The organism is Stenotrophomonas acidaminiphila (genome assembly GCF_001431595.1).
In the GTDB taxonomy this organism is placed as follows: Bacteria; Pseudomonadota; Gammaproteobacteria; order Xanthomonadales; family Xanthomonadaceae; genus Stenotrophomonas; species Stenotrophomonas acidaminiphila.
Genome location: NZ_LDJO01000005.1, coordinates 1 through 24,880, shown reverse-complemented (window position 1 = coordinate 24,880; position 24,880 = coordinate 1). Strand labels below are relative to the sequence as shown.

At 63.8% G+C, this 24,880-nt stretch carries 25 protein-coding genes; 4 read left to right on the top strand and 21 right to left on the bottom strand.

Annotated elements, in window-relative coordinates; translation table 11 throughout:
- Window positions 1–23: 23 nt before the first annotated feature.
- From ABB33_RS00880 to ABB33_RS00865, 4 genes are read left to right on the top strand one after another with little or no spacing between them, the layout of a single operon-like run.
- Window positions 24–1,796, top strand: coding sequence for an AIPR family protein (locus ABB33_RS00880; protein WP_225546711.1), 1,773 nt, complete (start codon window positions 24–26; stop codon window positions 1,794–1,796).
- Window positions 1,797–1,806: 10 nt separating this feature from the next.
- On the top strand, window positions 1,807–3,525 hold the full coding sequence (locus tag ABB33_RS00875) for a site-specific DNA-methyltransferase (protein WP_023095495.1): 1,719 nt from the start codon (window positions 1,807–1,809) through the stop codon (window positions 3,523–3,525).
- Entirely contained in the window at window positions 3,525–6,275 is a 2,751-nt protein-coding gene (locus ABB33_RS00870) for a DEAD/DEAH box helicase family protein (RefSeq protein ID WP_056930803.1), read from the top strand. The genes ABB33_RS00875 and ABB33_RS00870 overlap by 1 nt, the downstream gene beginning before the upstream one ends.
- A 17-nt stretch (window positions 6,276–6,292) precedes the next feature.
- Window positions 6,293–8,047: an ATP-binding protein gene (locus ABB33_RS00865; RefSeq protein ID WP_023095497.1), complete on the top strand. Its 1,755-nt coding sequence runs from the start codon at window positions 6,293–6,295 to the stop codon at window positions 8,045–8,047.
- A gap of 53 nt (window positions 8,048–8,100) precedes the next feature.
- On the opposite strand, the gene ABB33_RS00860 is transcribed toward ABB33_RS00865, so the two are convergent.
- From ABB33_RS00860 to ABB33_RS00760, 21 genes are all read right to left on the bottom strand, one after another.
- Window positions 8,101–8,850, bottom strand: a complete 750-nt coding sequence (locus ABB33_RS00860) for a TIGR03747 family integrating conjugative element membrane protein (protein ID WP_023095498.1) — start codon at window positions 8,848–8,850, stop codon at window positions 8,101–8,103.
- Window positions 8,847–11,033, bottom strand: coding sequence for a type IV conjugative transfer system coupling protein TraD (gene traD / locus ABB33_RS00855; RefSeq protein WP_023095499.1), 2,187 nt, complete (start codon window positions 11,031–11,033; stop codon window positions 8,847–8,849). The genes ABB33_RS00860 and traD overlap by 4 nt, the downstream gene beginning before the upstream one ends.
- Before the next feature lie 4 nt (window positions 11,034–11,037).
- Window positions 11,038–11,577 (bottom strand): integrating conjugative element protein, encoded by a 540-nt coding sequence (locus ABB33_RS00850; protein WP_023095500.1) that lies wholly within the window; start codon window positions 11,575–11,577, stop codon window positions 11,038–11,040.
- Window positions 11,574–12,185, bottom strand: coding sequence for a transglycosylase SLT domain-containing protein (locus ABB33_RS00845; RefSeq protein WP_033999119.1), 612 nt, complete (start codon window positions 12,183–12,185; stop codon window positions 11,574–11,576). Before ABB33_RS00845 ends, ABB33_RS00850 begins: the two co-directional genes overlap by 4 nt.
- Window positions 12,167–12,892 carry a TIGR03759 family integrating conjugative element protein gene (locus ABB33_RS00840; RefSeq protein ID WP_033999121.1) on the bottom strand — a complete coding sequence of 242 codons (726 nt, stop codon included), beginning with the start codon at window positions 12,890–12,892 and terminating at the stop codon, window positions 12,167–12,169. Before ABB33_RS00840 ends, ABB33_RS00845 begins: the two co-directional genes overlap by 19 nt.
- 14 nt (window positions 12,893–12,906) lie before the next feature.
- A complete protein-coding gene (locus ABB33_RS00835) occupies window positions 12,907–13,548 on the bottom strand; it encodes a hypothetical protein (protein ID WP_023095503.1) in 642 nt (213 codons plus the stop codon).
- The gene (pilL2, locus tag ABB33_RS00830; protein WP_023095504.1) at window positions 13,545–14,144 is read right to left on the bottom strand and encodes a PFGI-1 class ICE element type IV pilus protein PilL2; all 600 of its coding nucleotides are present in this window, start codon (window positions 14,142–14,144) and stop codon (window positions 13,545–13,547) included. Before pilL2 ends, ABB33_RS00835 begins: the two co-directional genes overlap by 4 nt.
- A 227-nt stretch (window positions 14,145–14,371) precedes the next feature.
- Window positions 14,372–16,651: a helicase-related protein gene (locus tag ABB33_RS00825; protein ID WP_056930802.1), complete on the bottom strand. Its 2,280-nt coding sequence runs from the start codon at window positions 16,649–16,651 to the stop codon at window positions 14,372–14,374.
- Between the two features lie 135 nt (window positions 16,652–16,786).
- Window positions 16,787–17,092 (bottom strand): hypothetical protein, encoded by a 306-nt coding sequence (locus ABB33_RS00820; protein WP_023095506.1) that lies wholly within the window; start codon window positions 17,090–17,092, stop codon window positions 16,787–16,789.
- An 88-nt stretch (window positions 17,093–17,180) separates the two neighbouring features.
- Window positions 17,181–17,501, bottom strand: a complete 321-nt coding sequence (locus ABB33_RS00815) for a hypothetical protein (protein ID WP_023095507.1) — start codon at window positions 17,499–17,501, stop codon at window positions 17,181–17,183.
- A 51-nt stretch (window positions 17,502–17,552) separates the two neighbouring features.
- On the bottom strand, window positions 17,553–18,686 hold the full coding sequence (locus ABB33_RS00810) for a DUF6094 domain-containing protein (RefSeq protein WP_258163993.1): 1,134 nt from the start codon (window positions 18,684–18,686) through the stop codon (window positions 17,553–17,555).
- Window positions 18,687–18,726: 40 nt separating this feature from the next.
- The gene (locus ABB33_RS00805; RefSeq protein ID WP_023095509.1) at window positions 18,727–19,377 is read right to left on the bottom strand and encodes a hypothetical protein; all 651 of its coding nucleotides are present in this window, start codon (window positions 19,375–19,377) and stop codon (window positions 18,727–18,729) included.
- 76 nt (window positions 19,378–19,453) lie between these two features.
- Complete coding sequence (locus tag ABB33_RS00800) at window positions 19,454–19,714, bottom strand: hypothetical protein (RefSeq protein ID WP_023095510.1); 261 nt, start codon at window positions 19,712–19,714, stop codon at window positions 19,454–19,456.
- A 16-nt stretch (window positions 19,715–19,730) separates the two neighbouring features.
- Complete coding sequence (locus tag ABB33_RS00795; protein ID WP_023095511.1) at window positions 19,731–20,138, bottom strand: hypothetical protein; 408 nt, start codon at window positions 20,136–20,138, stop codon at window positions 19,731–19,733.
- A gap of 103 nt (window positions 20,139–20,241) precedes the next feature.
- Window positions 20,242–20,583, bottom strand: a complete 342-nt coding sequence (locus ABB33_RS00790) for a hypothetical protein (RefSeq protein WP_023095512.1) — start codon at window positions 20,581–20,583, stop codon at window positions 20,242–20,244.
- 94 nt (window positions 20,584–20,677) lie between these two features.
- Window positions 20,678–21,367 (bottom strand): DUF3275 family protein, encoded by a 690-nt coding sequence (locus ABB33_RS00785; RefSeq protein ID WP_023095513.1) that lies wholly within the window; start codon window positions 21,365–21,367, stop codon window positions 20,678–20,680.
- Window positions 21,368–21,462: 95 nt separating this feature from the next.
- Window positions 21,463–22,290, bottom strand: coding sequence for a DUF932 domain-containing protein (locus ABB33_RS00780; protein WP_023095514.1), 828 nt, complete (start codon window positions 22,288–22,290; stop codon window positions 21,463–21,465).
- Window positions 22,291–22,438: 148 nt separating this feature from the next.
- Entirely contained in the window at window positions 22,439–23,353 is a 915-nt protein-coding gene (locus tag ABB33_RS00775) for a DUF3577 domain-containing protein (protein WP_023095515.1), read from the bottom strand.
- A 339-nt stretch (window positions 23,354–23,692) separates the two neighbouring features.
- The gene (locus ABB33_RS00770; RefSeq protein ID WP_023095516.1) at window positions 23,693–23,971 is read right to left on the bottom strand and encodes a hypothetical protein; all 279 of its coding nucleotides are present in this window, start codon (window positions 23,969–23,971) and stop codon (window positions 23,693–23,695) included.
- A 92-nt stretch (window positions 23,972–24,063) separates the two neighbouring features.
- Complete coding sequence (locus ABB33_RS00765; protein ID WP_425513305.1) at window positions 24,064–24,678, bottom strand: DUF5983 family protein; 615 nt, start codon at window positions 24,676–24,678, stop codon at window positions 24,064–24,066.
- Window positions 24,679–24,880 (bottom strand): IS3 family transposase (locus ABB33_RS00760; RefSeq protein WP_152984906.1); only part of this gene is annotated, 202 nt, incomplete at its 5' end.

The following is a 24,880-nucleotide window of genomic DNA, read 5'->3' as shown; positions in this document are numbered from 1 at the left end:
TGGCGGCCCTTGAACCACAGCACATGACCGTCCTGAAGAAGATTCTGGCGGAGCGCTTCGTGCCGTTCCTTCCGCCCCTCCTGGGTGCGGCGAAGCCGGAGGATCAGGCTGCCAAGCAGCTCTCGCGTGCCTTCAGCGCCTTCGCCCTGAACAAGCTGCTCAACATCACGCCAAAGGACGCCGCCGCTTCCGTGGTGGACGATTTCAACGACAAGGGGCTGGATGCGATCCACTACCACGCCCCCACGGAAACGCTCTACCTCCTGCAAACCAAGCTGAAGGAATCCGAGCAGTTCAAGCAGGATGAAGCACAATCGTTCTGCACCGGCATCCGGCTGCTGCTGAAGCAGGATTTCACCGGGTTCAATGGGAACGTCCACAACCGCAAGGCCGAGATCGAAGGCGCGCTCGATGCGTGCAGTCGCATCAAACTGGTCGTGCCCTACACTGGGGACGGTGTGTCGCAGTCGGCCATCGATGCGCTGCAAGTGCTGCTGGACGACGATGATCTCGACGAAGAGCGGCTCGACAAGCAGGTGGACTACTACGCGGCAGTCGACATCACCCGCGACCTGCTGGCGGAGCAAGCCTATCCGCCGGTTCATACCGACATCGCCTTGCAGAAGCACGCGAAGGTCGAGAACCCGCGCACGACGTACTACGGCATCGCCCGTTTGACCGACCTGGTCGCGCTGCACAAGGACAAGGGCAAGGCGCTGTACGAGCGCAACATCCGCTACTTCCTCGGCAGCAGCCGATCCGACGTCAACAAGGCCATCAAGACGACCCTGCGCGACGATCCCGGCAGCTTCTTCTACCTCAACAACGGCGTGACGGCGGTCTGCGACGAGATTGAGTTGAAGGGAAAGAACCCCAGCAGTGGGTTCCGGAAGTTCAAGGTTCGTGGCCTGTCGATCATCAACGGCGCGCAGACGGTCGCGTCCGCCGCCGAGTTCGTGGCCCAGCATCCAGGCAGCAACATCGACGATGCCAAGGTGATGCTCACCTTGATCAAGGCCCCGGCGGACGGCCCGTTCGGTAAGCGCGTCACCAAGGCGCGCAACCACCAGAACCCAGTGCAGACAGCGAACTTCGCTTCGCTGGACGAAAACCAGGAGCGGTTGCGGCAAGAAATCGCGCATCTCGGCTTCGCCTACCACTACCGTCCGGAAGCCTCGGCCACCGGCCTCCAGGCTGTTTCGCTCGACGAGGCGCTGCGCGCGCTCGCCTCGCGCCAGGACGATCCGCGCTACGCGGTCTGGCTCAAAAGCGAACCGGCGCGGCTGGCCAATCCGGAATCCGCCGAATACCAGGCGCTGTTCCCGGCCACCCTGACCGGCGTGGCCCTGCTCAACGCCGTGCTGTGCCACCGGGCCATCCGCACGCTGGTGGTCGACTACGAGCAGAAGGCGGCGGCGCGCAGCCAAGAAAAGCTGATCTACCGCCACGCCACTCATGTCATCACGGCTGTGATGATGAAGCGCCTGCGCCAACGCATCGGCGCGGCGACGGTCATGGACGCCGCAGCAATTCCCGGCTTGATCAGCCAGCCGCTCGACGAGTTGCGGCAGCAGACCTTCGACCTCGGGCGGCAACGCCTGCTCGGCGAGGGGCCACTGGCCTACTTCCGCAATCAGGGCAGCGTCGCCTCGTTCATGGCCGACCTGATGGAAACGCATTTCGCGCTGACCGCCGATCCAACGCTACCCACTCTGCGCAATATCGATACTGCGGCGGATGCCTATCCGCGCAAGCGCCTGCTCGACTACTTGTCGGGCAAGGCCCCCCAACTATGAGAGCGATGCCATGAGCAAGCAAAAACTAGAACTGACATGGATCGGCAAGGAAAAGCGCCCCAAGCTGGAGCCGCGCATTCTGCTCGAAGACCCGGACAAGTCGTACCACGCCCAGCATCGCGTTACAGAGAACGATATCTTCGATAACAGGCTGATCTTCGGAGATAACCTGCTGGCGCTGAAGGCTCTCGAGCAAGATTTCTCGGGGAAGGTGAAGTGCGTGTTCATTGACCCGCCTTACAACACAGGCAGCGCGTTCAAGCAGTACGACGATGGATTAGAACACTCCATTTGGCTGGGGCTGATGCGCGACCGGCTGGAGATCATTCGGCGATTGCTAGCAGATGATGGTTCGCTGTGGATCACTATTGACGACAACGAAGCGCAATACCTGAAGGTGCTGTGCGATGAGGTGTTTGGACGAGCTTGTTTCGTCACGACGTTTATCTGGAAAAAGGTAGATAGCCCGAACGATAACAAAGTACCAATCACGCCAGATCACGAGTATTTGTTGTGTTTTACGAAAACTCCTGGATCTCGCCCATTCAGACAGAAATACGATGATTCGATATTGGCGGCGTACCGTAAGCCAGATGCCGAATCTGACAGACCGTATCGCGACCGTCTCTTGAAAAAGAACGGCAAGAATAGCCTTCGCTCTGACCGTCCGTCGATGTTCTTTCCATTAACCGCTCCTGACGGAACGGAAGTACTGCCGATTCACGATGATGGCAGGGAGGCACGATGGGCAATGGGGAAAACCTCTGTTGAGGATTTGATTGAAAAAAACGAGTTGATTTGGAAAAAGCGCGAAACCGGCTGGATTCCGTATACCCGAGAGTTTGCACCGGATAGTCCATCGCGGCCTTATCCAACGATATGGAATGACCTCGACACAACACGGCAAACCAAGGCGCATCAAAAGACATTGTTTGGAGAAGATGTTTTTGATACTCCAAAGCCAGAAGACATGCTGAAGCGCATTTTTGATATGTCTACTAACCCCGGGGATCTTGTCCTCGATTCCTTTGCTGGCTCTGGAACCACTGGCGCGGTCGCGCACAAGATGGGCCTTCGCTGGATCATGGTGGAACTGGGAGAGCACTGTCACACGCACATCATTCCGCGCCTGCAGAAAGTCATCGCCGGTGAAGACAAAGGCGGCGTCACGGAAAGCGTGAACTGGCAAGGCGGAGGCGGCTTCCGCTACTACAGCCTCGCGCCCAGCCTGATCGTCAACGACCGCTGGGGCAACCCGGTCATCAATCCTGAATACAACGCCGCGCAACTAGCCGAAGCGCTGGCGAAAGTGGAAGGTTTTACCTACGCACCCTCCGAGGTGCAGTGGTGGCAGCACGGCCACTCCAGCGAGCGCGACTTCATCTACGTTACCACGCAGAACTTGTCTGCCGACCAGTTGCAGGCACTCTCCGACGAAGTGGGTTCCGACCGGAGCCTGCTGGTCTGCTGCTCTGCCTTCCGAGGCGTGACAGCGGCGAAGGCGGCAGAACGCTGGCCGAACCTGACCTTGAAGAAGATTCCGAAGATGGTGCTGGCCCGCTGCGAATGGGGCCACGACGACTACAGCCTCAACGTGGCGAACCTGCCGATGGCCAAGCCCGATCCCGTTGATGCCTCGGCAGCCGCCGGAGCGAACAAGAAAACCAAGAGCAGGAAAGTGCCCGCTGCGCATTTGAATCAGGGCGGTCTGTTTGGGGAGAACGAGTAATGAACAGCCGTGTCCTGCACGCCGTCACCGGTCGTCTGTCGCTGCGCCCGCCGCAGGAGGAATCTCTCAAACGCTTGGTTCGCGCGCTCGAAACCTCGCCTGACCTCTTGGGCCATGAGCGGGATATCGCCGCCGTTCTTTCCACGCTGAAGGCCGAGTTCCCCACGCTGGAGGACTTTGAGCGCGAGTTTCCCTCGCTGTGCTTCGCGCTGGCCACGGGCGTCGGCAAGACGCGGTTGATGGGCGCGTTCATCGCCTATTTGCATCTGGCGCATGGCATCAACAACTTCTTCGTGCTCGCGCCCAACCTGACCATCTACAACAAGCTGATCACGGACTTCACACGCAACACGCCGAAGTACGTGTTCAAGGGCATTGCCGAGTTTGCGCAGCAGCCACCGCTGATCATCACCGGTGACAACTACGACCAGACTGGCGCAGCGGTGGACGACCAACCGCAGGGTTTCGCCCACGACGTGCGCGTCAACATCTTCAACATCTCCAAGATCAACTCCGAAGTGCGCGGCGGCAAGGAGCCGCGCATCAAGCGGATGAAGGAAGTGCTGGGCGACAGCTACTTCAACCACTTGGCGAACCTGCCCGATCTGGTGCTGTTGATGGACGAATCGCACCGCTACCGCGCCAGCGCGGGCGTGCGTGCCATCAACGAGCTGAAGCCGCTGTTCGGCCTGGAAGTAACGGCGACGCCGTTCGTCGAAAGCAGCAAGGGGCCGGTGCCGTTCAAGAACGTGGTGATGGACTACCCGCTGGCGCGGGCGATGGAGGATGGTTTCGTCAAGGAGCCTGCGGTTGTCACCCAACGCAACTTCAAGGCCAGCGACCACACGCCGGAAGAAGTGGAGAAGACCAAGCTGGAAGACGGCGTGCGCTTGCACGAAACCACGAAGGTCGAGCTGCTCACTTATGCCCGCGAGAACGGTGTCAAGCCGGTGAAGCCCTTCATGCTCGTCATCGCACGCGACACCACGCACGCTGCGAGTCTTTTGGCACTTCTGGAATCGGAAGCCTTCTACGAAGGGCGTTACGCGGGCAAGGTGATCCAGGTCGATTCCAGCCGCACCGGCGCGGAAGAGGAAGAGATGATTTCGCGCCTGCTGGCTGTGGAGAGTGTGGACGAGCCGACCGAGATCGTGATTCACGTCAACATGCTCAAGGAGGGCTGGGACGTGACCAACCTCTACACCATCGTGCCGCTGCGCGCCGCCAACGCGCGCACGCTGATCGAGCAGAGCATCGGGCGCGGCCTGCGCCTGCCTTATGGCAAGCGCACCGGCGTGGCGGCGGTGGATCGCCTGAACATCGTTGCCCACGACAAGTTTCAGGAGATCATCGACGAGGCCAACCGTGGCGATTCGCCGATTCGCCTGAAGCAGATCATCCTCGACGTGCCCAGTGCCGACGACAAGAAGGTAAGCGTGCAGGTCGGCTCCGGTGCTGCAGCGCGGCTTGGACTGGCGGATGCCGCGCCCGCAGTTGATCCAGCCTCGGCGGCTGCCTACTCTGACTCGGATGGTGGCGAGGCAAAACCCGCGCCGACGCCGGTGTTCACCACCGAGGCCGAGAAGCAAGCGGCGCGCGTGGTGATCGAAGTCATCGGCAAGCTGGAGACGCAGCGTGATCTAGTGCCGACCAGTGGCGCACTGCTCACGCCCGAGGTGCAGAAGGTCATTCAAGCGGAGGTGGCAGAACGCCTGAAGCCGATGCAGGGCAACCTGCTGGCAGGCGCGGACGATGCGGCACCGGTGATTGATCTGACCAAAGTGGTAGCCAAGACCACCGAGATCGTGGTGCGACAGACTATCGACATCCCGCGCATTGCCGTTGTACCCAAGGGTGAGGTCACGACCGGCTTTCGCCCGTTCTTGCTGGACGTGAGCCAGCTTCGCCTGCAACCGGGCGAGCGCGAGATCGTCGGCCAGATGCTGCGCACCAACGAACAATTTGCGCTGGCGGCGGAAATCGGCCTGAAAGAACAGCGCCCGGAGGACTACATCGTCCACGCGCTGGTGGACTTCGACGACATCGACTACTTCACCCACGCCGACCTGCTCTATGACCTGGCGGGCCAGATGGTGCGGCACCTGCAGAGCTACCTCTCGGAATCCGAGGCGGTCAACGTGCTGAATGGGCAGCGCAAGACCATCGCAAAGGAAATCCACTCGCAGATGATGGCGCACTTCTTCGAGGAAGCGACCGAGTTCGAGGTGCAGGTCAGTCGCGGCTTCACGGAACTGAAAGCCTGCAACTACACCGCTACGGCGGGACAAGCCCCGCGCCATTTCCGCGAAACGGTGGAGGACGTGGGCCGCATCAAGCAGATGCTGTTCGGCGGGTTCACCAAGTGCCTTTACCCATTGCAAAAGTTCGACTCGGACACCGAGCGCCGCTTCGCCGTCATCCTCGAACGCGACGCGAACAAGTGGTTCAAGCCCGCGAAGGGACAGTTCCAGATCTACTACAAGCTCGGCACCGAGCAGCCGGAGTACGTGCCGGATTTCGTGGTGGAAATGGATGCGTTCATCCTGCTGGCCGAGACCAAGAAGCGCGACGATCTGAAATCGGATGAAGTCGTCGCCAAGGCTGCGGCGGCATTGCGCTGGTGCAAATACGCTTCAGATCACGCCAGAAACGTCGGTGGCAAGCCGTGGAAATACATCCTGGTGCCACACGATGAAATCGCAGAGTCGAAGCGGCTGGCCGATTTCCTGCGGTTCGAAGTGAAGGACTGATTTGAAGGAGCGTTGATATGAGCCGTGCCCAGCTGCGTTTTCAGGTTGATTCCCGACTCGCCACATTGCTGAGTCAGGAATACCCGTCATCAGAGCGGGCGTTGAAGGAGCTCGTCGATAACGCGTGGGATGCCGACGCCGAGCACGTATCTGTCACTCTCCCGAAGCCACTGAGCGGTGGCTCCATCGTCATTGAGGACGATGGAAGCGGTATGACCGAAGAGGAGCTGCGGCGGCATTATTTGGCCATTGCATCCGATCGCCGCTCACGGCGCGGAGAACGTACCGCCGGGAAGAGCCGCCCGGTCAAGGGCAGAAAAGGCATCGGCAAGTTTTCTGGCCTCATGGCGGCGGCCACCATGATGCTCGAAACGCGTGCGCGCGGCCGCCTGTGCCGGATTTCGCTGCGCTTGGATGACCTTGCGCGCGTTGAAGATATCGAGCAGTTGGATATCAGCTTGCACAGCGAACCGTGCGCGCCCGAACTCCACGGGACAACCATTACGCTCAACGACTTGCACCAGGGTTTGGCTTACCCGGATGCCAACCGCCTACGCCAGATCCTGTTACAGGATTACGGTCGGCAGGATGACTTCGCGATCACGGTTGACGACAAGCGTCTGGATGTTGACGACGTATCAGGGCGTTATGCAGAGCAGGATCAGTCCTTGCCAAATGTGGGCAAGGTGAAACTGCGGTTCTCTATCAGCGATGGCAAGTCAGGATTGCGTCAGCCTGGCATTACCTTGCGCGTGGATGGCAAGGCCGTGGGGCGGCCAGGATTCTTTGGCTTGGATCAACGGGATGACTTCCCGCGCAAGTTACTTCGCAAGCTCTACGGCGAAGTCGAGGCGGACGGACTGCGCGATCACATCACTGCTGGTTGGGATGCTGCCGTTGAGAATAGTGAACTTTTGAAGGAGGTTGAGGCATACGTCCAGCCCATTCTCCGGGAGGCTTATGAGCAGCAGTACCGGCAAGAGATCCAGCTTGCACAGGCTCGACTGCAAAAAGCGATCCTTACTCGACTCTCAGCGCTGCCGGAACACAAAAGGGTTTTTGCAGATCGGGCGATCAAGAAAATCCTCGACAAGTATTACGGCGAACCGGAGAGCAAGGTCGAGCCGGTGGTGAATGTGTTGCTGGAGGCAATGGAACGATCCGATTACCGTATTCTTCTTGAGCACATTGCGGAAGCAACTTCGAGCGACGTTGCAGTGGTGGCCGAGCGGCTGGATGAGTTTGGCTTGGCAGAGATGGCATTCCTGGTTCAGCAAGCCGCAGCGCGCCAAGTTTTTCTTGATCAACTGGAACTGCTTGTTCGTGACGCAACAACTACCGAGGCCGTCTTGCACAAAGCCCTGGAACGTAACTTGTGGGTGTTTGGTCCGGAGTATTCCCTGTTCAGCTCAAACAGCACATTGCGGCGACAAGTGGAAGATGTTCTTGGGAAGGTCTATACGGGAGACAAGGCCGACAAACGTCCTGACCTGCTTCTCAACGAGAATCTGAGCGGCAAGTACTTATTGATCGAATTCAAACGGCCAAGCCACGCGCTGAATCACGGTGATTACGTACAGGCAATCGGCTATAGGCATGAACTGACAAAGTACGTTGGCTCTGCTGTTCAGGTTTTGTTGGTCGGTGGAGGCAGGTCTGCCGACTTTCCTACTGGAAATCGTGAGCCGGATGTTGAGGAGCGAATCTTTGGACAGATCATCTCCACAGCACGGCGACAGATTGAGTGGCTGCTCCGGACGGAGAGCTCTTGATCTCTTTCGGTTCTAAATATGCACCGAACGTCGATATTCGGTGCTGTGTGTGGTTATAAGTACTTCTTGAAGCTACCCGCAGTCAGGCTCACGGCCAGTCCCAGCAAGGCGGCGCTGGGCAGCAGGATCAGCAGTGGATGCACCGAGATCGGCAAGGCCAGGTACGTGATCCACGGCAGCACGGCCAGCGGCATCAGGCTCGCCTTCGCGCGGTGGTAGATGAAGCCGGATTCCCGGCCCGCGCCGAACCGGCGCACGTCCCGCCGCACAAGACCGTCGATCAGGCCGACGAACGCCGCGGTGAAGATCAGCGGCAGCGTGAGCACCAGAACCAGCAGGCGCACCAGGAACGTGAGGGTGGTGAAGGCCGCGGCAATCAGGTAGTTCTCGGCCCAGACATAGACCTGACTGATGTAGTAGCGGAAATTGAGCGTCTGCCCCTGGCTGGGCGTGCGCGCACGCTCGGCAGTCTGGCTCATACGCTCCAGCAGCCCCGAGCGCACGAAAACCCATTCGTAGCCGGTATCCACCAGTTCGTGCGCCGTGCGGCCCGGCTCCTGTACGACGACGCTGCGCGTGAAGTGGCTGGACAGATGCCCCAGCTCGTACTGCAACATCTGCTGGGAATGGCGCCAGCCCTGATCCTTCCAGAACAGGTGCATGCCGACGCACTCCATCACGATCGAGAACAGCAGCGAGCCGATCAGCACCCCGAGCAGCCGAAATGGCAGCGTTATCGTGCCGATAATCAAACCCCGACGGCGGTTCTGCTCTCGCTGGGTGGTGCTGGCCGCGTCGCTCATGGCGCTGCCTCGTCGCTATCCGTATCGCCTGCGCCAAAGGCGGCCGGTTCGGCTAGCGCGGCGTCATCCAGCAGATCATCAGGCAAGGCTGCGTCCTGCAATGCCGGGGCGCTGGTGAACTCCCACCACTGCGTCGCTTCGCTGTAGCTCTGGCGCATGTACCCGGCCAGTTGCTGCAAGTCTGCCGGCATCACCTCGTCCGGGTCCGGGGCCGGCAGCGGCATGCGCACTTTCCAAAGCTGGCCGCCCTGCAGCAGCGCGAAGCACTGGCCCTTGGGCAGGCCGACGACGTGCGACGGCTCGATCATCGGCACGCTGGACATGCTGATGCGGTCCTGGGTGTTCGACGTGAAATCCGTCGCCCCGCGAATGTCGGAGCTGTCGGTCGCGCCGCTGACGATGGTGGTGGTATAGACCTCGACCTTCGGCAGTTGCCGAGTCAGCAGTTCAGCGGTCGCGGTTTCGCGCACACGCAGCATGAACAGGTTGTTGAAGTTGCCGATCACCTGACCGGCCTTGGCGCGGTTGCCGATGCGGGCCTCGATGTCCGAGAGGGTCTGCGTGTACGCGGTGACCTGGAGGCCTGCGCCACCCCCCTTGTTGATCAATGGAATGAACTCGTCGCCCATCAACTCGTTGAATTCGTCGGCGTGGACATTGATGGGCACGCGCGCACCGGCCGATGCGCCCGGCAGGCCGTCGTCGATCCCGTGCTTGTAGATATGCCCGGCGACCGACACGAGATCGCTGAACATCGAGTTGCCGACCGCTGCGGCGACCTCGGCGTCGGAGAGTGCATCCAGGCCCACATAGACGATGGCCCTCTTACGGATGATCTGCATCCAATCGAAGATCGGGCGCGGGTCGGCCAGGTCGGAGTAGTTCGGGGCCAGGAGCTGCGCGATCTTGCCGCTGGTGAGCTTCTCCAGCAGCGGCAAGAGGCTGGCGACGATCTTGTCGAAATAGGTCTTGTCGTATCGGACAGCAGAGCGCAGACCATCCAGCACCGGGTCATAGTTGCGTGCCTGCGAGAGGTACTGCTCCAGCGCCACCACGCGCTTCTCGCGCCCGATCATGTTGCGCGGAATGTTCTTCTCGTTGAGCTTGGCCTCGATCTGGACGATCACCTCCCAGGCCTTGGGCTCGGTCTTGGCGAAGTAATGCTGGGCGTACTCGATGAACAGCGCGTCGATGTTGATGACGTGCCGCTGGATCAGCATGTAGTCCGGTCGCTGTCCCAGTTCCACCAGGGCGCGCGCGATGATGTTGACGAAGCGCCAGGCGAACTCGCGGAACGCCGCGCTGTTGCCTTCGCCGGAAAGCTGCCCCGCGACGCGGGTGGCCACCTCGCTGATGCGGCCGAAGCGCCCCACGGCGTTGTAGCGCGCGGAAATGTCCGGCCAGCCCAAATGAAAGACGTAGAACTCGCCTTCGCGGCCCGCGCGCTTGGCCTCGACGTACATCCTCTTCAGGAGATCGGCATCGCCCTTGGGGTCAATGACGATCACCACCTCGTGCTCGCCCGCGGCGTTCACGCGCCGGATGTCCTGGGTCACGAACAGTTCGGCCAGCCGGGTCTTGCCGACGCGCGTGGTGCCCAGCACCAGCGAGTGACCGACGCGCTCGCCGAGCGGCAAGCTGACGTCCACCTCGTCGGGCTCGATGCCGTGCAGACGGGGCAAGCCGCCCACGGGCGGAAGCGGCTGCACCGGGTTGAAAGGCACGTCCCAGCCGGTAAGCGCGGACAGCCCAGACAGCGGGAACGGCGCGAACTCCAATCGTTCTTCCAGCCGTCGAGCCAGCCGGTAGGCCGGCGTCGGCTCGACGTAGCGGCGGAACTCCGGCCGGTACGTCTGCATCAGCCTATGGGTGTGCTTCTGCTCCCACAGGAAACCGCGCCCCACGAACAGCCGCTGCTGGCTGACCGGCACGTCCTTGCTGGTCATCACGTAGCGCGGCAGGCGGCGGATGTTGCGCCGGTAGCGCAGGATGACGCGGGCATCGCGGTAGCGGATCGCGCCGTAGGCGCCGAACGCCAGCGCGCTGCCGACGCCCATGGACGGGCTCAGCGCGAGCGACCATGGGGCCACCAGGGACAGAAACGCGGCGCCCGCGCATGCGGCAACGGTGTATAGCTCCACCGCTGGGCGAAGCAGTACCTCGACCGGCTGTTTCCCCGACATGGCTTCATTGCTCGATGCCGGTGGCCGTGATCAGCGCCGGGTAGTGCCGCAAGCCGAGGCGCTCGGCCAGGTCGTCGCCGGACGCGGGCGCGAGGGGTACACCGGGCACCAGTGCGCGCAGCCGCGCCAGGCCCTGCATGGTCTCGACGTTGACCACCAGGCCGACCGCGCCACGCTCGCGCAGCGCGGTCGCCTGGCGGCGAAGCCAGGCATGGGACGCCTCGTCGTCGCCGACGACCACGAAAGGACGCAGGCCCGGGGCCTCGATGACCCGCCGCGCGACGGTGCCGGGCGTGAGCTTGGCGCTGCGCACCGGCAGCATCGCGGCCTCGTCCGCCGGCGTGGCGGGAACCTGGGGTGTCGGGATCGGCGGCCGGGCCGGCGCGTTGGCACGCGGCTGGAGGTTCAGGGCTTCGTAGTACGGCAGCGCCGACGCGCCGCCGCGGTCTTCGACCACGATCAGCGGCTCGCCGGCAAGCGAGGCCAGCGGCAAGCCTGCCAGCAGTACGAGCAGGCCCCGCAAGGCCAGATGGGATGTCGTCATGGGGATGTCTCCTGGCGTGCGGCGAGAACCGCGGCGGTTGCGCGCGCGCCCTGTACGCGGGCAAGGTGGCGCGACACGCTGCGGCGATAGCGGGCGGCGGGCTCACCGCCCGCAGGACGGTGATAGCGGCCGATCGCGAGCAACCAGTCCTCGCCGGGGGTGTGCTGCTCGCGCAGGATCTCGGCGGCGATGGCGAGGTTGCGGTACGGGTCCAGCAGGTCGCACGCGGTGGCGTAGCGCTGCTGGTGGTAGCCGAGGTTGATCTGGCCCAGACCCGCGTCGATGCGCGTGTGCGGCGTGGAGCGCATCGCCCGCTGCAAGCCCGCGCAGGCGTCGGCGCGGGTCGCATAGCGGCGCGACTGGCCGGCGACGTTGAGCGACCACGGCCACGGGACGATGCGCCCATTGCGGCGGATGCCGCTCTCCTGCAAGGCCACGGCGTAGAGCACCGTCGAGGGGATGCCTGCGCGCTGCGCGGCGAGCTGGTAGGCCGGCGGCGGAACCTCCTGGGCCTGGGCCTGGGCGACGCAGGCGCACAGGCCGGCGGCGAGCGTCAGTGCGCGCAAGAACTGCGAAACAGAGGTGGCGACTACGGCTGGCGCTGCCATTGGCCGTTCACCTCGCGCACGACTGCGGGCAAGTCGCCGGGCAGGCCCAGCGACAGCCAGCGACCGCCGTCGTGGTTGAGCGTGATGGTGCCGCGGCGCACGCGCGCCGGATCGACGTTCGCGCGCTTGGCCCAGTCGCGGATGCGCCCGTCGTCCTGGCGGCTGCCGACCATGTACAGATCGAATTCGGTGCCCGCCGATTGCAGGCGCTGCACGAGCTGGCCGCAGGCATCGCAGCCGTCCTTGACGAACACCGCTGTGCGGCCGGAGCCGCGCGTGGCTCCGGCGACCGGCTTGTCGTCCGGCAGGTTCACTCGCTGCATGCCGGGGTTCAGGCGCTGCCAGGCCTCGTCGTAGGCGCGCTGATAGGCAAGCAGCTTCTCCACGCGGCGCGCTTCGACCTGCACCTGCAGCTCTGCGTAGCGGCGCCGTTCCTCGTCGGTGCGGGCCTCGATGCCCAGGGCCGACAGCGGGTCCAGGTTGGGCGAGTAGATGCCCAGCGGCCCGTCCATCAGTTCGCGGTAGCGCGCCCACTCCTGCGGTTGCAGGCCCCAGTCGCTCGCCACCCGGTCATCCAGAACGCGAGCGACCAGCGGGCGCTCCTGGCTTTGCGCATTGCGGGCGGGGGCTGTGGCGGGCTGCTGCGCCCAGGCGGGCCACTGGGTGGACGCCAGCAAGAGCGCGGAAAGGATGATCGATGGCTTCATGCGATCTGCTCCGGTCAGGGGATCGCCACGCGGCGGGTCTGGTCGCCGGCCTGGAACACGGCGGTGTTGCCCTCGACGGCCTGCAAGCGCCACGGGCCGACCGCATCGCCGGGTAGCAGCACCTGAAGCTGGTCGGGCGTGAAGTCGCCATTGCTTGGCGCGACGGACACGCTGCGCTCGCCGGCACGCAGTTCGGCCCCGACGATGCGGAACGGGAGCGGCGGTGGTTCGGGCTTGGCGGTGGGCTTGTTCCTGGTGCGCGGCTGGGCGGGTGTAGCGGCGCGCGCAGCGGTCTGCCGCGCCTTGACCTGCTCGACTTCGGCGCGCAGCGCCTGAAGGTCGTCGGCAGCGGCATAGGCGCTCAGCGTTTTCTCGACCTGGGCTGCACGAGCTTCCAGGAATTGGCGGATGTCTTTGAGATCCGCCGCCGTTGCGACGGCCGGACGCTGCTGGATGGCCTCGATGGTCTCGGCCAGGCCTGTTGCCTGCGCTTCGAGGCGTTGCAGGCGGGAATCGAGGCGCTCCTGGTCGGCCTGGTCGTTCATCGCCTGGTAACCCAGGGCAACGAGGACACTGAGGCCGATCAGCCAGAGCCACATCAGGCTCTGCACCACCACGGCGGCCGTTGAACGATGGGCGGGCTGCGGGCTGTTCATGGCTGGCCTCCCGATGCCGCGGGCGCCAGCGGAAAGGTCTGCGCCGCCTCGGTGGCGGGCAGCGCGTGGGCGTTGTCGGCGGCCATGCTGTCGCCGGGCCGCTCGAAGCAGATTTGCCGTGCGCGGTCATCCGAATGCAGTTCCCAGGCCGGGCCAGCCAGCGTGAGCAGCGCATCGCGCAGGGTCATGGGGCCGAGGTGCAAGTGCGCTGCCGGCAGTGGCAGTGCGTACAGCTCGACCACGGCATGCGCGGTTTCGCAGAGTCGGTAACCGCTGCGCCTGAGCACATGCCGCAGCCCGTCGCCGACCGTGGCGCGGGCGTCTTCCGGCATGGCGACATCGATGGTCTGCAAAAGCAGGTCGCGCTGCGCCGCCGTGGGTGCGAGTTCCACGAGGGTATAGCGGCCGTAGCGCACGACGGGGATGTACTCCGGCGCCTCGGGTTCGGGCGCGGCCGAGACTTCCTCGATGGTGTGGGGCGCGACCGGCGCGGTCGTCGTCGCGCAGCCACCGGCCAGCACCGACCAAAGCAGGCCGAGAAAACCCGCCAGCAGGCGGCGTTCGGGATGGTGAAACCAGGGTGGAGAGGGGCACATGGCGCGTCGTCCTGAAACATCGAGCCCTCACCATCGCCGCTCGGGCCACGAGCGGCAGCAAACAATGCGAACCAGGCAGCGCCCGATTTACCGAAAGCCTCCCTCCAAAGAAAAAGGCCCCCGAAGGGGCCAGTGAAGATGCAGCCACGTCCACGGAGACCGTGGGCGTGGCTGCAAGGTGGGAACAATGGAAAGCCGGCGGCGCGAGGCCGGCGTTGGCGTGGGGATCAGGCGGCGACCAGTTGCCGGGCCAGCGCGACTTCGACGGAATCACCGTCTTGGTTGAGCACATCCAGGCCCGATTCGGGCACGTCGCCGGAGGTGGACTGCGAGACCATGATCTTCTTGGCCATCAGCTCCAGGCAGGTCATCTGCGAGGAACCGGCGTAGCCGAGGTAGATCACGCGCACCGGCTGTTTCTGTCCGATGCGCCAGGAGCGGCGTGCCGCCTGCTGGAGCGAGTACACGTTGTAGCCCGACTGCATGAAAACGATCGTCGGGAAGTCCAACAGGTCCAAGCCCGTCTTGACCAGCTCGGGGTTGGTGATGAGCACGTCGATGCCACGGTCCAGTTGCTCGGCGATCCAGTCTTCGCGGCGGCTGGCGTCCACGCTTGCGCGCAGCACTGCCACCCGAAAACCTTCTTGCTCCAGCAATACCTTCAAGCGCGACGTGGTGTCGCGCGTGCCGGTATAGACCGTGTAGGCCAGAACCTTGCGGCCCTGCGCCTTCTCCTCTTTGCAGATGTCGATCAGCTCGCGCTCTTTCGGCGTCACCTCGAACTCGTTGAACTGAGCCTGGACGAACGCCAAGGTGTTGCGCGTGCGCGGATGCACCACGGTTTCCGACCGGAAGCAGCAGTCCGGCCAGGCCAGCAGCACGTTGAGCACCACACCCAGCAGCGTCGTATCGCGTCGCGCCAGAGCCTGTTTCAGCTCCGCGGTCAGCCGACCCGCCAGGTCGCGGTAGGCCGCGGCTTGCGCCGTGTCCATTGCGACTTCACGGAACTCCTCGTCATACGGCGGCAGGACGTTGCCGCCGATGTCCTTGAGTTTGAGGAAGATCGTGAACGGCAGGATGCACCGCAAGACCCCCTTCGGCCCGAAGCCGGGAGCCTTGACCGTGCGCACCGATACCTTGGTGCCCCTGGCCGTCTTGTGCGCCGTGCCGGTGCTTTCGGAGTAGATGTCCTTGAGGACCCCGTGGTCCCTCATGAACGCCATGGCCGCCGAGGTCATGCTGCCGCTCGTGGTCGGGCGGTAGCCGTCTTCGATCATCCGCCCAGGCAGGGCTCGGAACAGCAGGTAGAACAGGTCGTCCCCGTAGCCGCCCATCAGCGTGCCTGTCAGCAGCAAGGTCTTGCGAGCCTTCGCCGCCAGCACGCCCATGGTCTGGCCCTGGGCACTGCCACCGTTCTTGTACTCGTGAGCCTCGTCCGCTATGCACAGGTCGAACGTGCCTTGCGGCAGGTAGCGCTTGATGAACTCGGACGGCTGGTAGCCGCCCTCGCCAAAGCCGAACTCCATGTTGGCCATCGCACGCTCCATGCGCGTGGCCTGACGGTCGGAAAACACCAGCTCGCCGTTGCCGTCCATGAGGTTGATGAACTCATGGATGTTGTCGCCCAGCATCGACGCCAGGAACCCGTCGCCGAACTTCTGCATCAGCTTCTGCGCGGTGACTTCCCCGATAGTCGGGATGCGCTTCAAGGCTTTCAGCACGGCTGAGGACTGGTCGCTGCCAGACAGGCTGCGTGGGCGGATCAGCGTCCACAGGGGCGCGGCGCAATGGCTGCACTTCCTGCGGTATTCCTCGGCTTGGAGTGCGACCGGGTTGACCGGCTCGCCGTCGAGGTCGGTGATGACCGTGCCGCAGTCCGGGCAAGCCGCCACGTTGCCGTGACGGGTGCGTCGCTGGGTGAAGACGGGCTTCCAGTGGAACCCCATCCGCATCCTGACCCGGCCCAAGACAAAGAACTCCTGGCCCGTGGGCTGGACGTTCAACTGCTCGCGCAGCTTGATGAGCTTGACGAGCGTATCCGGCCCGTTGAGCACCCACACCTTGGCACCCGCCACTGTTTCCTGGATCTCGCGCCGCCACTTGTAAACAAGGTGCGGCGGGGAAAGAACCAGGGTGCGGCGGTAGCCTTCGGCGTTGAGCACGGCGGCCGTGGCGATGCCGACGGTCGTCTTACCGCAGCCCATTTCGCCATTGACGATCGCGGCGCGTTCGCCACGATCGATCAGCAGCTCCGCGGCGGCGTGGACGACTTCGGCCTGGGCCTGGAAGAGCTTGCGCTTGAGGCTGGCGACGATGAGTTGTCGGTGCGCCTGCGGCTGGCCGTTATAGACCGGCGGGTTGGCGCTGTTGAGGGCGTCGAGCAGTTCGTCACCGAACTCGCCGACGAAATCCTGAAGGCTCAGGGTCAGAGGGGAAGATTCCGCATCGAGCAGTTCGCCCTGTACGGGCGCGGCTTCAGCGGCAGTGGTTTCGAGATCGAGGGACATGGTGATGCTCCAATGAAAAATGGGGCATGCACCACCCCCAGCGGGGCAATGGCATGCCCCGCAGTGGGAAGGAAATCGGCGCTTGGCCGAGGTGGTCGAAGTTGCCGGCCGTGGCGGCCTGCTGGTGAATCGTGCTCAGTCTTCGGACGGCAGCACGATGACGGTGGCGCTGCGCTGCGCATCGGTGACGATGCGGATGGCCAGCCCCGGATGGATCACGTAGCGGGATTCCAGCGATGCACCTGATTGCAGTGCAGTGCTGTTGGCCTGCCATTGCTGGAGGTTGACGTCGCCCCAGTCGCCACGGGTGTGGCGCCTGAAGTACGGGATCGGGTCGAGGCGACCCGTGCGGACCAGGCGGTCGATGCCTCTGCTGAAGATGAGCGCACCGATTGGAAACGCCAGCCTGTGGCAGTAGGTTTCAACGCGATGTGATGCCATGGGCTCCTCCTTGATGAGTCATTGAGCCACGACACCCCTGGCGGAGTGAAGTGGCTCCGTCAGGTGGATGAAGACGACGATGGTGCTGTCAGATCATGTCCCGTTCTTCGGGAAGCTGGATCACCGTGGTCTGGTGGTCCTCGCTGGTTTTGACGATCAACACCAGTTCGGGCGTGATCCTGAAGTGGGAGATCATCGGATCGTCCCCACGGATTGCGACATCTTTGGCTTGACGGGTGGCCTCATCGGTCTCGCCCCAGTCACCGCGCACATGGCGCTGGACAAGAGCCAAGGGGTCGATCAGGCCTTTGCGGGCCAGCCAATGCACCTTCTCGCTCAACTGCAACGTACCTGGTGCGAACAACGGTTGCTTCTGCGGCGCGGGCCGCTTGAACAGGCTTGAGAACATGGGTGTTTCTCCTTCGAGGTGGTACAGCAGGACGGCAGCGCGTCCGGTGGATTAACGGATGGTCAGGACCTCGCCCCGTGTAGCGGAGCCGGGCGTCATGTCCCACGCGCGGATGACGGGCACGAACTTGTCGGTGAGGATGCGGGTCTCGGCGATGGAGCCGTCTTCGCGTTCGGTGAATTCGCGTTGAAGCGTCTTGTCCTTGTGGGTGTCACCTTTGACGACGAGCACGCGCCCGGTCTTGGAGCGCACAACCCCCGAGATCGCGCCCGCGGCCAGGGCCAGGGCGAGATGCCAGTGGGACAAGGCACGCGCTGGCGGACGCAGCGACTGCTGCGCGGCCCCCAGGTGCGTGTCCTGCGACGGCCAGAGGCCTTGCAGCCGGCCGACTTCATCGGCGAACTGCTCCGGCTCCATCGTCACGCGGAAGAAGTGCTCTGGCTCGGCCGGACTGGCGGGGACGATGTACGGCAGGAACGGCCATTCGCTCGGCAGCTCCTCGGCTTCGACTTCACCAAGCCCGACCTGCAGCAGCAGATTGCGCACGGCCTTGAGCCCATCGGGTGCCAGCTCGCGCTGACGCACCCTGCGGCCGAAGATCACCACTTGCTTGAACTGCGTCTCCACCGCTCGGTAGATCCGCAGATCGGTGTAGTGGCGCGTCAGCCAGCCGACCAGCTCGGCGTCGAGCACGTAGCCGGGGACGATGAAGACCAGCACGCCGCCATACTGCAATAGCGAGAGGCTGCGCTGATAGAAGAGCTTCTCGAAGCGGGCACGGCCCTGGCCCTGATAGCCGATGTTGCCGTTGACGTCCTTGGACAGGTCGCCATACGGTGGGTTGAGCCAGAGCAGCCCGAACGATTGCTTGGAGATCATCGTGTCCATCAGGTCCGCGTGCAGGCAGTGATCGACCAGGCCGCGGGCATGGCGTGCCCGTTCCGCGTCGAACTCGACGGCGAACGCCTTGGCCTGCTCGCGCCCGAGGGCATGAGCGGCTTCGGCGATCGCCACGCCTTCGCCGGCGCAGGGATCGAGGATGCACATCGGCCCATCGCTGGGCATCAGTGCGTTGAGGGCTCTTTCGAGCGTGGGTTCGTCGGTCGGGTAATACCCGTTCTTGGCGAAATTGCGGGCGAGCCGCGGGAACATGAGGGCCATGGAAGTCTCCTGGTTGGCGGGGATGAAGTGCGAGAGCACGCCTTGGCGTGCTCTCGCGGGTGGGTCAAGCCGCTACCGCTTCCGGCGTCCAAATCTTGGCCGGATAGGGATAGGCGGTGAGCACGTCACTGCGGATCAGAGAGCCCAGCGCCAGGGTCAGCGCCGGCACATCGATGGCGAGCCGATGGCCTTCCAGCGGCCCGAGGGCGAACGGAAGGCGGGCCAGCATCTCGCGGGTCTGTAGCAGTTCCAGCACGGGTTCGCGCCAGTGGTCGAGTAGCGGAAGTGGGCAGGTGTCCCGTACCAGCATCCACAGGCGGTCAAGCCGGTGGGCGCTGCCCTTGGGCAGCAATGCCAGTGCGCTGGCGTTGGCCTTGTCGGGCTTGACGCAGCGGCGGTCGAACAGCCACACGTTGGACAGCGAACCGAACAGCGTTCGCCGGTAGGCGCGGGTCATGCGCTTTTCCAGGCGATCGACGTTGCTGACGAACACCGGGACGCTGCCGCCCTGGTCGGTGATGACGTGGAACTGGTCCAGGCCCTGTTCGTCGCGCCCGAGGGTCAGACGAGCGAGGAACTGCTGGACGGCGGTGTCGCGCGCCCAGATCGACAGAAAGATCAGATTGCCCTGGTCATCGCCGACGCAAGCGTCGGCCATCACGTCGGAGCATTCGTCGATGCGATACAGCGTGGTGGAAGAAGTGTTTGCGGGCATGGTGGTGTCCTCGGATGAACGGGAACAGCACCGCCCGCTGGGGCAAGTACTGCCCCAGGGGGTGGAAGAAAGCCGCTCAGTCCGGCTCGAACTGCCGGGTGTGCGGGTTGAAGTGCAGCGCCTCATCTACCGAAGTGATTGGCGTGAAGCCCTCCAGGTAGATGTTGTTGAGGTACTGGTCGCGGTAGGTCAGTGCCTGCCGTGCCTGTTCCTCGGTGAGACCGTTGCTGATGAAGTACTCCAGCATTTCCTCGTCGGACGAAACTTCGTCGTTGGACAAACTCCCTTCAACGAGCTTCAACAGCGAGGGCGGAAGCGCAGCCAGGATCGAGTCCATGTCGGTTCCTCCTGGCTCAGGCCATCAGCGCTGCGGTGGGTGCCGCAGGTGCCGTGGGTGTGCGCCGCCGCGCGTGGTAGGCGCGAACGCCTGCACGCCAGTCGGCGGACTGCTCCGGTGCGAGATCCAGATAGGACAGCGGGCACGAGTAGTAGTACGGGTGCATGGACTCGTCCAGCGGCTTGTAGCCCCACTGGCCGCCGCTGCGTTCGAGCAGATCGCAACGGATGTAGCGCAGGGATTGGCCCGGCGCCAGATGACGATGCACGCCTTCGACCTTGGCCGTCACTTCCGTGACGGACCAGAGGACGTTGCCGCGCAGCGCGTGGGCGATGACCTTGACGCTGGCGCGCTCGGTCTCTTGCGGTGCGATCAGTTCCGCGATCAGTTCAGACCGCGATTGGGGGGAGAAATACCAGCCCATGAGAGGCCTCCTGAAAAATGGAGCCGGAGGCCTCCCCGTGGGGGAGAACCCCCAGCGGGTGATGGAATACCGCGTGTGCGGCGAAGGAACCTATGCTTTGCCCTCAGTCCCAGTCGTCATCGTCGCGATCACAACCGGCCGGGCAGTAGCCGAACTCGATCCCATGCGAGCAGTGACCATGCTCCGCATTCCAGTCCTGGGTTTCCTGCCGTTCGGCAGGCGTTGCGTAGTCCCATTCCCGGGCTGCGATCTCCAGCGCTTGAGTGCGCTGGTCCTGCGGCAATCGACTGGCTTGCGTGTCGATCTCAGAACTGAAAAGCGTGACCCAGTGATCCCAGGACAGGCCGCAACCACGCTGGGCGTGCTCGGCGGCCGTCTTGCAGACCGCGCGCCACGCGGGTTCGTCCAGCGTGGAATGAGGTGCATCGCAAGCGATGGTGGACATGATGAAAACCTCCAGAAGAAAGCCGGAGCCTCCCCCGCATGGGGAAGTAACCCCGGCGGGTGGATGAAGAACACCGCGGATGCGGCGTCTGCGATCACGCAGGTTGCAGTTCGGCCTGGCGGCTCCACTCCTGCGTCTTGAAGTCCAGCGCGTAACCCAGTTCACCCAGGCGGGCGATCTGCGCGCGCAAGGTGCGGCGGTCGATGGTCGAATCCAGTTTCACGGACTCGCCCAGCGGCCAGAGCAGGCCGAACAGTCCGGCGTCGCCGTCTTCGGTGCCGCCGGGGGCAGCAGCCGCAGCGGGCGTCGGTGCATCCACGCCGAAGGGCGTGGTATCGACGAGAGGGTCCGCAGACACCTGCTCGGGGGCGGGCTTGGCGGGCCTGGACACCTTGGCGGGCTTGGCCGGCGTTGCCGCAGGCTGCGTCCCTTGCTCTTCATCGAGGGGATCGACATCCTGGGTGGCGAAACTGCGTGCTTCGTCACGGCTCAGTTTGTCGATGCCGTTGAGCGTCATTCCGTCGAGGCTGGCGCGGATTTCGAACCGCATGCCGCCACCGACCGGATAGGACCTCGGAAAGATGTAGCGGATGATGAACTCCCCGTCGTACTTGCCTTCGGGATATTGCTCCAGCTCGGGGTCCTTGACCTCGAACACACCGAGGTGCGTGGCGAGGCGACCCACCGTGAACGGGCCGTTTTTGCCGCGGATGGTGCGCAGCGTGAGCTGGCCCGGAACGACGATGGGCGATACCGATCTCTCGGGCGCCGATGTGGTTGCCATGATGGTTCTCCTGATGATGAATGACGGGCCGCCGACGGCACCCGGTGGATGAGAGGGAATGGGCCTCGCCCGAGATGGGCGAGGTCCGCTTGGCATCACGCCTTGAGTTGGCGCATACCTTCGGCCAGGAGCCACAGCGCCCGGTTCAGGCGCAGGTTCTGGTCGATGCCTTGCACCGGACGGGTGCGTTGATGGCGGCCGTTGGCCGAGCGTCCACTCAGCCCCCCTTTGACGAGGTTCTCCTGGACGCGGTTGAAGACGGCCCACAGGTCGCCCTTGCGGTCGTCCCACCGTCGCGGGGTCAGAAGCTGGCTTTCCGTGACAGGCGTGGACTTGGCCGGGTCGTCATACTTGAGTGCGAGGGCGGAATGCGCAAATATTTCCGCTTCGCCTTCATCGAGGGTGATGGTGCGCATCGCGTCGCGCGAGTTCTGCACGCGCTCGAAGCCTTCGAGGACTTCGTAAGCACCTTCGATCACCTGGCTTGCCACGTCGCCCTTGTGGGGCACGCGGATGTCGGCGGTGGTGTCACCGCAGACCAGGCCGTTGTGGCAGACGAACCGGAACATGCCTGCCAGCATCTGGTAGCTGCTCGTGCCGTCGTGGCTGTTGAGCAGGATGATCTCGTTCGCCTCGTCGCCGTTGATCTGGCTGGCATGGCGAAGTCGGATGAGGTGCTTGGTGTATTCGCGCCGGTCTTCGTTGCGCACGCGGGTCTGGCACACCATGAAGGGCTCGAACCCCTCCTGGCGCAGCTTGGTCAGCACGGTCGCGGTCGGTATGTAGGCATACCGTTCGGACCGGCTCCCATGCGGAGCGTCGGCAAAGATCGATGGAGCAACGGAACGGATGCGGTCATCCGAGAGTGGGCGATCGGAACGCAGGATCGGGGACTGCGGGGCAAAACGGGATGCCAGAGACATGGTTGTTCTCCTTGGAGAAATGCGACAACCGCGCGGCCCTGAAACCACGCGGAACTCGGGGGATGAAGAACGCAGACGCGCTGGGCGCCAAGGGGCGCAGCGGTTGCGGGGATGAGAACGGCAAGGCCCCGTGAGGGGCCATGCCGGTTCAGAACGAAGCAGCCAATGCCGGCTCCTCCTCGACTTCGCCTGCGGGCTCGCGCTCGGCGGGCTCGACAGGCTGGTCGGCAGCGGTGTCGGCGGCAACCTCGGCTTCGGGCGCGGGTGTGTCCTCGGCTTGCGGCGCCTCGGCTTGCGCCTGGCTCGTCGGATAGACCTGGGTGCCGTCGATCTTGATGAGACCGATGTGGACCAGCGTCGATTCCAGGCTCGCTCCCGGTTCCCCGGCGCGCTCGCCCTTGGTGCGGATGTACGGATCGATCTTCATGTCGTTCAGACGGAAGGCGATTAGCACCTTGCGGTCCCCTTCGATGGCCTGCACGCACCGGCGAACCAGGTGCTCGGCTTCAGGGGTGGCGACGATGGTGTCGAAGTACCGATATTCCGGTTCACCGACAGGCCCGGCCAGTGCCGCGACGCAGCACGACAGGAACGGATCGCCATCCTTGGGGGAGACGTCCTTCGGACGGCTGAGGTAGCCGATGCCGCGGGTGATCAGCTCGTGCTGCTTGATCGAAGCCAGTTCGGCCCGGTCAAGCGGCTCGGCCTTCAGCAGTCGTGCTTTCAGAGACGCGGCGGCCTGGCCCTTGTGCTCACCCTTGTCGCGGATGTACGCATCGCCCCAGAGGTCGCCGAGGCGGAAGCGCACCAGGGGCCGCTGCTTGGGATCGTCAACGCCGATGTAGCGCTCGACCAGTTTCTTGGCCTCGGCACCCGAGACCTTGACGTCGAAGTAGCGGTAGCTGGGGTCCTTGGCGGAACCGACCAGTGCGGCGATGGTGCATGCCAGGAAGGGCTGCGCACGGCGGCCGCCCCGGACGGGAACCTCGCGGGCACGCTGGATGTACCCGATGCCCGAGGTGTGGAGGTCGAAATACGATTTCTCGTTGGACGTGGTGCTCATGGTGGATCTCCATTGGGATGAAGCGGAGACACACCGGCCCCACGCATGCGGGGAAAGGTGCGTAACCCCGCGGTGGGTTGATAAGGCGAAAGCATCCGCCACCAGGACTGGTGGCCGCTCGCGGATGGATGCGGTGCGAGCTGGCTCGGTCACGCAGTGGGAACTGCGCGGCAACCTCGAAGACCGATGGTTGCCTGGCATGTCGCTGACAACGTCAGCAGGCATGGGGGCAGCATGTCCGGGCCTCGCGCGCGCGACAGCAAACAATGCGCATTCGGTCGCTCCCGTCTTTCCAGCACGCCGTGGAAAGAAAAAGCCCCTCGAAAGGGGCTGGTCGGGTCAGGCTTCGTACACGAAGTAGTGCTCGCGCGGACGCGGGAAGAAGACGTGCTTCCACGTGTCGCCGCTGGTGTTGCCGCCGTCGAACACGACCATTTCGTAGTCGTCAATGTCGGTGTCCATCAGGTCGGCGCTGGCGATATGGCGCATGTGCAGCGTGCCGTGCGTGCGCTGGAATACCAGAATCTGGCCGATGGCGTCGTCCTGGCCCATGGCGTTGACGCAGGCTCCAAGCTGGTGCTCGAAGTCGGGTGCGCGTGAGATGAGGTCGGGGAACATGAGGTTGCTCCTATGAAAATGGACCAGCCCGGCTCCTTGGGAGACGGGCTGGCATGGGGGACAAAGAGGAAGATTGGCGCGTCGTGCGGCTGCTAGGACTCAGCCAGCGGCAGGCCCAGCAGCGCAGGTGCGTCGGCGTCGAGGATCAGGATGCGCACATCGGCCTGGCCAGCCAGGTCAAGGATGTTCGCCAGGTCGTCCGGCATGCCCTTGTTCCGATGCTCCTGTCGAAGCTGCTCCGCGGTGATGCCTTCGGCGTGCTCCAGGTTCTGGTCCGTCCAGGGCGTGGAAATCAGCTTGACGCCGATCGCCGGGCTGTACGGCACCCGGAAGGCGATGAACAGCATGGCCTCCGGCGTGGCGAGGTCCGCCAGGTTGGCGAGGTAGTGCCAGGTATCGACCGTGATGTGCTCACGGCTGATCTCCCAGCATCGGCTGTAATAGCCGGTCTCGAAACTCAGGCGCTGCATCACTTCCCGCGCGGCCTCGGCCGAATAGGCGTCACCGACGTGGACTGGGCGGCCGTCGAAGTCCTCGCCATGGATGGCATAGACCACGGCACCGATCACACCTTCGCCGCTGACGCCTTCACCGGCATCGCATTCGGCCAGTACCTCGGCGCTCACGGCTTCGCGGCCATTGCTGACCACGGCGAAATCGCTGGCGACGATGCAGGACGATTGGACCGGCCAGAGTTCCGTAGACACTCAGTCGCCGCTCTGCGCGTAGCGCCTCTCAAACTCTACCGGTGACAGTCCGCCAGCGGAACCATGTCGGCGGATGGGGTTGTAGAACATCTCGATGTAGTCGAACACGTCCGATGCAGCAGTGGCCCGTGTCGGATAGATCCTTCGCTTGGTCCGCTCCTTCTTCAATACGCTGAAGAAGCTCTCGGCCACTGCGTTGGCA

Excerpts from the sequence above, each read along its gene's own strand:
- ABB33_RS00880 (WP_225546711.1), top strand. The coding sequence starts at position 24 with ATGACCGTCCTGAAGAAGATTCTGGCGGAGCGCTTCGTGCCGTTCCTT.
- ABB33_RS00875 (WP_023095495.1), top strand. The coding sequence starts at position 1,807 with ATGAGCAAGCAAAAACTAGAACTGACATGGATCGGCAAGGAAAAGCGC.
- ABB33_RS00870 (WP_056930803.1), top strand. The coding sequence starts at position 3,525 with ATGAACAGCCGTGTCCTGCACGCCGTCACCGGTCGTCTGTCGCTGCGC.
- ABB33_RS00865 (WP_023095497.1), top strand. The coding sequence starts at position 6,293 with ATGAGCCGTGCCCAGCTGCGTTTTCAGGTTGATTCCCGACTCGCCACA.
- ABB33_RS00860 (WP_023095498.1), bottom strand. The coding sequence starts at position 8,850 with ATGAGCGACGCGGCCAGCACCACCCAGCGAGAGCAGAACCGCCGTCGG.
- traD (WP_023095499.1), bottom strand. The coding sequence starts at position 11,033 with ATGTCGGGGAAACAGCCGGTCGAGGTACTGCTTCGCCCAGCGGTGGAG.
- ABB33_RS00850 (WP_023095500.1), bottom strand. The coding sequence starts at position 11,577 with ATGACGACATCCCATCTGGCCTTGCGGGGCCTGCTCGTACTGCTGGCA.
- ABB33_RS00845 (WP_033999119.1), bottom strand. The coding sequence starts at position 12,185 with ATGGCAGCGCCAGCCGTAGTCGCCACCTCTGTTTCGCAGTTCTTGCGC.
- ABB33_RS00840 (WP_033999121.1), bottom strand. The coding sequence starts at position 12,892 with ATGAAGCCATCGATCATCCTTTCCGCGCTCTTGCTGGCGTCCACCCAG.
- ABB33_RS00835 (WP_023095503.1), bottom strand. The coding sequence starts at position 13,548 with ATGAACAGCCCGCAGCCCGCCCATCGTTCAACGGCCGCCGTGGTGGTG.
- pilL2 (WP_023095504.1), bottom strand. The coding sequence starts at position 14,144 with ATGTGCCCCTCTCCACCCTGGTTTCACCATCCCGAACGCCGCCTGCTG.
- ABB33_RS00825 (WP_056930802.1), bottom strand. The coding sequence starts at position 16,651 with ATGTCCCTCGATCTCGAAACCACTGCCGCTGAAGCCGCGCCCGTACAG.
- ABB33_RS00820 (WP_023095506.1), bottom strand. The coding sequence starts at position 17,092 with ATGGCATCACATCGCGTTGAAACCTACTGCCACAGGCTGGCGTTTCCA.
- ABB33_RS00815 (WP_023095507.1), bottom strand. The coding sequence starts at position 17,501 with ATGTTCTCAAGCCTGTTCAAGCGGCCCGCGCCGCAGAAGCAACCGTTG.
- ABB33_RS00805 (WP_023095509.1), bottom strand. The coding sequence starts at position 19,377 with ATGCCCGCAAACACTTCTTCCACCACGCTGTATCGCATCGACGAATGC.
- ABB33_RS00800 (WP_023095510.1), bottom strand. The coding sequence starts at position 19,714 with ATGGACTCGATCCTGGCTGCGCTTCCGCCCTCGCTGTTGAAGCTCGTT.
- ABB33_RS00795 (WP_023095511.1), bottom strand. The coding sequence starts at position 20,138 with ATGGGCTGGTATTTCTCCCCCCAATCGCGGTCTGAACTGATCGCGGAA.
- ABB33_RS00790 (WP_023095512.1), bottom strand. The coding sequence starts at position 20,583 with ATGTCCACCATCGCTTGCGATGCACCTCATTCCACGCTGGACGAACCC.
- ABB33_RS00785 (WP_023095513.1), bottom strand. The coding sequence starts at position 21,367 with ATGGCAACCACATCGGCGCCCGAGAGATCGGTATCGCCCATCGTCGTT.
- ABB33_RS00780 (WP_023095514.1), bottom strand. The coding sequence starts at position 22,290 with ATGTCTCTGGCATCCCGTTTTGCCCCGCAGTCCCCGATCCTGCGTTCC.
- ABB33_RS00775 (WP_023095515.1), bottom strand. The coding sequence starts at position 23,353 with ATGAGCACCACGTCCAACGAGAAATCGTATTTCGACCTCCACACCTCG.
- ABB33_RS00770 (WP_023095516.1), bottom strand. The coding sequence starts at position 23,971 with ATGTTCCCCGACCTCATCTCACGCGCACCCGACTTCGAGCACCAGCTT.